The sequence below is a fragment of the Mesorhizobium sp. M7A.F.Ca.CA.001.10.2.1 genome (assembly GCF_003998575.1).
In the GTDB taxonomy this organism is placed as follows: domain Bacteria; phylum Pseudomonadota; class Alphaproteobacteria; order Rhizobiales; family Rhizobiaceae; genus Mesorhizobium.
Window position 1 is genome coordinate 1 of record NZ_RZQY01000350.1, and the last position, 6,106, is coordinate 6,106.

Sequence of the window (6,106 nt, forward strand, 5' to 3'; positions counted from 1 at the left end):
AGCCAGCCCTTGCGGATCAGGTCGAGGCCGACCGGAGCGCCGTTCGAGCTCATCAGCATGACGTCGCCCGGCTTCTTGCCGGCCGCCTCGAGCGAGGCGACGGCGGCGACCGACAGGTGCGCGGCATGGCTGAAGATCAGGTCGATGTCGGGGTTCGCCAGCATCTGGTCGGCAACGATTGTGCCGGCATTGCTGGCTTCCCATTGCATGGCCGGAAGCGAGATGATCTTGACGTCCGGCAACGCCTTCATCTTCTCCTCGAAGCCCTTCTGGATGTCGAGCGTATAGGGGTCGCCGGGGTCGCCGAGGACCTGCAGCTCCTTGCCCTTCACCGAACCGTGCTTTGCCTTCAGCAGCTTCTCGGCCTGGTCCGCGGCTACGTAGCCGATCTCGACCGTTCCGGCGACAGAGGTGAAGTCGGATGGCGTCGAGGTGATCTGGCGGTCGAACTCGACCACCGGGATGCCGGCGGCCCGGGCCGCCTCGATCGACGGTTTCAGGGCATTGAAGTCGACTGCCGCCAGGATGATGGCCGCCGGCTTCAGCGCGATGACATCGTTCATCTGCGATTGCTGGGCGTCGGTCTTGTTGTCGGCGTTCAGCGTCTTCATCTCGTAGCCGGTCTGCTTCAGGAACAGTTCCAGCGCGCTCACCGAGCCGGTCTGGAACTCGTCCAGCAGCGTCGGCACCATATAGTAGATGATACCCTTGGACTGGGCGAATGCCGGCGTGAGCGTGGCAAAGGCCAGTGCAAGGATACCGAAGACAGCAAGAAGTATTCGCTTCATGTCGTTCGCTCCTCTTAAGCCGGACCCCTCTTTTGTCCCTCAGCCTGTCGGTCCGGCACCGGCAAGCGTCTCACCGGTGATCATGTTGATCACCGCATCGGGACTTGTTTTATTGCGTGCGACATCGCCGGCCACGACGCCCTGGCGGATCACCACGATCCGGTCGGCGACCTGAAAAGCCTGCTGCATGATATGGGTGATGATGACGACGCCGATGCCCTGGTTCGCCACTTGGCGGATCATGTCGAGGCCGCGCCGTGTCTGTTCGACGCCGAGGGCGGCGAACGGTTCATCGAGCAGCACCAGCTTGCCGCCCCAGTGCACGAAACGGTTGAGCTCGATGGCTTGCCGTTGGCCGCCCGAGAGATGCTCGACATTGGCCCGCAGCGAGGGAATGCGGGTGCCGGCATTGGCCAGCGCCCTTCCGACGACGGCTTCCATGGCGCGCTCGTCGAGCACGGGAATGCCGAGAAACTTGCGTGTGATCTCACGGCCCATGAAGAAATTGGCGACCACGTCGACATTGGTGCACAGCGAGAGATCCTGGTAGACGGTCTCGATGCCGGCCGCCTTGGCCTCGGCTGGTGATTTGGCAAGGAATTCCTTGCCCTCGAACAGCATGCGCCCGGAGGTCGGCTCCAGTCCGCCCGATATGATCTTCACCAGTGTCGATTTGCCGGCGCCGTTGTCGCCCAGCAGCGCCACGACCTCGCCCTTGCCGATCGAGAAGCTGATCCCCTTGAGCGCTTCGATCGCGCCATAGTTCTTGGTGACGTTGTCGAGCACCAGCAGGGGTTCACTCATGCCGCAATCTCCCTGCCTTTGAGAAGGTCGCGCTCGCGTTCGCGTTCGGCCGCGAACATCTGCCCGAAGCGAGGTGACAGCACCCCGGAAACCGCAAGGGCGGCGGCGCCGCGCAGCACGGAATGCTGTCCGCCGCGCGCGACCACAACCCTGGGCGTCGTGCGGTCCTTGCGGGCCGAGACGGAGTTGTGCAGGCCTCCGGCCGAACCAGCCAGCATTTCGAGCAGGTCGGTGGACGCCAGCCCGCCGAGGATGACCGTCTCCGGGTCGAACAGGTTCTCGATGACGGCGACGGCGTTGTGAAAGATCGGTGCGACTTCGGCGACCCAATCCGCCTCGCTGCCGTTCCAGCGCCGGCGTGCCTCGAGCGACAAATATCTTTCGAGACAGCCGCTGTTGCCGCACGGGCAGGCCTCGCCGCCCGGAATAACGGGAATGTGCCCGATCTCGCCGGCATTTCCCCAGGCGCCGCGCAAGGCGCTGCCGTCATGAACCATGACGCCGCCAAGGCCAACGCCGAAATAGAGATAGTAATATTCGGAAAACTGGGCGCCGAGGCCGTAGAGGCGCTCGCCCATGGCGGCCGCTGCCATATCGGTTTCAAAGAAGGCCGGCAATCCGGTGGAGGCCGCCAGCCGTTCGCGCAGCGCCACATCCTTCCAGCCGGTCATGGTGGTTGGCCCGACGAAACTCATGGACTCCACGTCGAATGGGCCGGGCAGGGCCATGCCAACGCCCAGCACCCGTCCGCCAGCCCGCAGTCTGGTCAATTCCACCACCATCGCCCCGATCAGCTCGAAGGCGTGGTCCGGCGCCGCGTTCGGCGCCTCGCGGTAGATGCTCTCGATCACGTCGCCGCTCAGATTGATCAAGGCGGCGCTGATACCAAGCGGAGTGATGTGGATGCCGACGGCATAGCCGCCATCGGGGTTGATCCGGAGCGTTGCCGGCGGCAGGCCGCGCCCCTTCGGCTCTTCGCGCAGCGACAGGATGTAGTCCTGATCTTCCAGTTCGCGAACGATGGTCGATACCGTCTGGACGGTGAGGCCGACGCGCCGGGCGATCTCGCCGCGGGCGATCGGTCCATGAAGGCGGATGGACTCAAGCACGATGCGCCGATTGTACGGCCGCCCGAACTCCTGATTGGTCCCCCGCAGTGCCATGCCTTGCGCCCCTTAGGAGAGCGCAGCTTTGCATTGCTTATTTATTCAGTCAAATGGAATTCAAAAATAAATTCACGCCGAAGTTTTCCTGGGGAAGGCCGTGGAGGGCCTATTCGGTTCAGGACCTGCCCACGCGTCGTCCTGGCCGATTGCCGCCGTGGCGAAACCCCTTCAATGGTGAGCGAACCCCGCGACCGTTGATCTGACAAAGATGGAGCAAAGATGATTGAATTGCCGTTTGCCCGAGACGAGTACCAACAGCGGCTTCGCAAGATACGCACCGAGATGGCGAAGCGCGGTCTCGAACTCCTTGTCGTCAACGACGTTGCCAACCAGCATTACATCACCGGCTATGACGGCTGGTCGTTCTACACGCCGCAGGTGGTGCTGGTTCCAATCGAGGAGGTCGAGCCGGTCTGGATCGGGCGCGCCATGGATGCGGCCGGCGGTCTTCTGACCGCCTGGATGAAACCGGAAAACGTGGTCGGCTTTCCGGAAGACCATGTTCAGCGCGTCGATCGCCATCCCATGGACTGGATCGCGAGCTGGATCGTCGCCAGGGGCTGGGGTGTCAGACATATCGGCATCGAACTCGAAGCCTATTATTTCTCCCCCAAGGCGCACGCCCGGCTTGTCGCGGGACTTCCAAATGCAAAATGGCATGATGCCGACCTGCTGGTGAACTGGATCCGCGCGGTCAAATCGGCGCCCGAGATCGCCTATTTGCGCAAGGCGTCCACCTTGGCCGAAGCGGCCGTCACGCGGGCCTTCGAGGTGATCGCACCGGGTGTTCGCGAGTGCGATGCCATCGCCGCCATCCAGGCGGCGCAGATCGCAGGCAGCCCGGATTTTGCCGGCGACATCACCGCTCTTCCACCGACAATCCTCGGTGGCGAGAATGCCTCGGCGCCGCACATCATGTGGAGCGACAGGCGGTTCGGAGACAACGAGACGATTGCGCTGGAACTTGCCGGCGTTTGCCGCCGCTATGCCGCCGGCCTCGCCAGGACCATGCAGCTTGGCAAGACGCCGACAAATGTTTCGGACACGGCAAAAGCGGTGATCGAGGGCATGGATGCGGTGCTCGACGCGGTCAAACCGGGAACATCAGCCGAAGCCGTCGAAGCCGCCTGGCGCAAGGTCATCCAGCGCTACGGACTGAAGAAGGAATCGCGCATCGGCTACTCCATCGGCGTCGCCTATCCGCCGGACTGGGGCGAGCATACGATCAGCCTCAGGCCGGGCGACAAGACCGTGCTTGAACCGGGCAATGTCGTTCATTCCATCCTCGGCATGTGGATGGATGGCTGGGGCATCGAGATCAGCGAGACCATCCTGGTCACCGAAACCGGCCATGAGACCCTGACGAAGTTCCCGCGAGAGATCCATGTCAAATCCTGAGGGTTCGGCCACGGCGGGTGGTGTTGCGAAAACCGTGACGACCGATATCGACGCCGGAATTCTCGATCGGATGATCGAGGTCCGCCGCCACCTGCACCGCAATCCCGAGCTTTCGAACCAGGAGGCCGGCACGCAGCGCTATCTCAGGCAGATGCTGGTGGATCAGGGAATTGCCGACATTCGCGACGTTGCCGGCTTTGGCCTTGCCGTCGATATTGTCGGCACCGGCAAGCCGTCGAATCGAAAGATCGCCATTCGCGCCGACATCGATGCCTTGCCGATCGAGGAGGCCTCCGGCGTCGATTATGCATCGACGAATCCAGGCGTGATGCATGCCTGCGGTCACGACGCCCATGCATCGATGGCTTTCGCGGTGGCCGCGCATCTTCACCGGTCGCGGGACAGTTTTGGCGGCACCGTTCGCCTGATCTTCCAGCCGGCCGAGGAAGACGAACCGTCGGGCGGCAGGCGGGTGGTGGAAGAGGGGCTTCTCGACGACATCGATGCCGCCATCTGCGTCCACGTCGATCCCTACACGCCGTCCGGCAAGGTTGCCGTCGGCTCTGGTCCCTACACTCTGGCCTGCGACACGTTCGATGTGGCCGTCATCGGCTCGGCCGCGCACGCGGCAAAACCGCATGAAGGTGTCGATGCGTTGGCCGTGGCTTGCTCCCTGGTGAGCGAATTGCAGAAGATCGTTTCGCGCGAGATCGACCCATACGATCCGCTGGTGATTTCCGTGACGGCCATCAATGGCGGCAACGCCTATAATGTCACCGCCGGCAAGGTCACGTTGAAAGGCACCATCCGCAGCGGCAGCGACGCCACACGCGAGCGGGCCTGGCGCCGTGTTCGTACGATAGCCGAGGGTACGGCGACGAGCCACGGGGCGCGTGTCGAGGTCGACATCCACAAGGGCGAACCGGGTGTCGTCAACGATGTCGAGATGACTGAGCTGATTGCCGCCAGCGCCAAGGCCTGCATCGGCGCCGACAACGTCCTCAACACGCCCGGATGGACCATCGCTGACGATTTTGGCTACTACAGCGAGAAACGCCCGTCGGTCTACTTCCGGCTCGGCATCCGCAACGAAGCGGTCGGATCGGTGTTTCCGCTCCACCACGCCGGTTTCGTGTCGACGAGGCCGCGTTGAAGGTCGGCGCGGCCACCCTGGTTGCGGCAGTGACGGCGTTTCTGTCGACGGGAGCGCCTTAGTCAGCCATCATGATGGTCATCGGCGCATGGGGCAGGAGCCCAGCATCGCTTACAGATACTGGGCGACCTTCTTGCCGACCGTGAGGAAGCGCAAGGGATCGATCGCTTCGCCATTGTGGCGCACTTCGTAGTGCAGATGCGGGCCGGTCGAGCGGCCGCTGCTGCCGGTCTTGCCGATGACGGCGCCGGCGTCCAGTTTCTCACCGACGGTGACGTCGATCTCGCTGAGATGCCCGTAACGTGTCGCAAAACCATTGCCGTGGTCGACTTCCACCATGCGGCCATAGCCGCCGTTCCAGCCGGCCTTGGTGACGGTGCCGGGTGCGGTGACCTTGGCGGCCATGCCGATCGGGGCCCTGAAATCCATGCCGGAATGCAATGCCGCGGTGCCGAGGATCGGGTCGGTGCGCACGCCGAACGGGCTGGTGACGGAGTGGCCCGGTGCGGGGTTGGTCAGCGGCAACTGGCGCGCTTCCTTCTTGAGATGGTCGAGGGCGTCAAGCGCTTCGTCCAACTCCTTGACCTTGCTGTCGAACATCATGGAGCTGTCGAGCGGGATCAGCGGTCCGCCGACATCGCTGTCGCCCTTGCCGAAATCGCTGTCGACGGGCAGTCCGGCCGCCTCGAGCGCCTGGGTAATGGCATCGGCACTCTTGTAGGCATTGTCGGCAAGCGTGCTGATGCGGGTCAACTGGTCGCTCTCGATGGATTACAGCGACTGGTTGATCGCTGTCT

5 protein-coding genes and 1 pseudogene are annotated in these 6,106 nt (G+C 63.3%); 2 read left to right on the forward strand and 4 right to left on the reverse strand.

Translation table 11 applies throughout. The features are described from left to right. The 3 genes from EN964_RS21210 to EN964_RS21220 all read right to left on the reverse strand — a co-directional run. Nucleotides 1-788, reverse strand: a 788-nt coding sequence (locus tag EN964_RS21210; protein ID WP_164775913.1) for a sugar ABC transporter substrate-binding protein, incomplete at its 3' end; no start/stop codon positions are given. A gap of 39 nt (nt 789-827) precedes the next feature. Further along, a complete protein-coding gene (locus tag EN964_RS21215; protein ID WP_127268132.1) occupies nt 828-1,592 on the reverse strand; it encodes an ATP-binding cassette domain-containing protein in 765 nt (254 codons plus the stop codon). Then, nucleotides 1,589-2,755, reverse strand: coding sequence for an ROK family transcriptional regulator (locus tag EN964_RS21220; RefSeq protein WP_127268133.1), 1,167 nt, complete (start codon nt 2,753-2,755; stop codon nt 1,589-1,591). The genes EN964_RS21215 and EN964_RS21220 overlap by 4 nt, the downstream gene beginning before the upstream one ends. A 222-nt stretch (nt 2,756-2,977) precedes the next feature. Here EN964_RS21220 and EN964_RS21225 point away from each other — a divergent pair, with 222 nt between their 5' ends. Both EN964_RS21225 and EN964_RS21230 read left to right on the forward strand, forming a co-directional pair. After that, nucleotides 2,978-4,156: a M24 family metallopeptidase gene (locus tag EN964_RS21225; RefSeq protein WP_127270913.1), complete on the forward strand. Its 1,179-nt coding sequence runs from the start codon at nt 2,978-2,980 to the stop codon at nt 4,154-4,156. Continuing rightward, on the forward strand, nt 4,143-5,309 hold the full coding sequence (locus EN964_RS21230; protein ID WP_236383312.1) for a M20 family metallopeptidase: 1,167 nt from the start codon (nt 4,143-4,145) through the stop codon (nt 5,307-5,309). Before EN964_RS21225 ends, EN964_RS21230 begins: the two co-directional genes overlap by 14 nt. A gap of 111 nt (nt 5,310-5,420) precedes the next feature. On the opposite strand, the pseudogene EN964_RS21235 reads toward EN964_RS21230, so the two are convergent. Next, a pseudogene (locus tag EN964_RS21235) lies at nt 5,421-6,106 on the reverse strand (M23 family metallopeptidase); the annotation flags it as partial.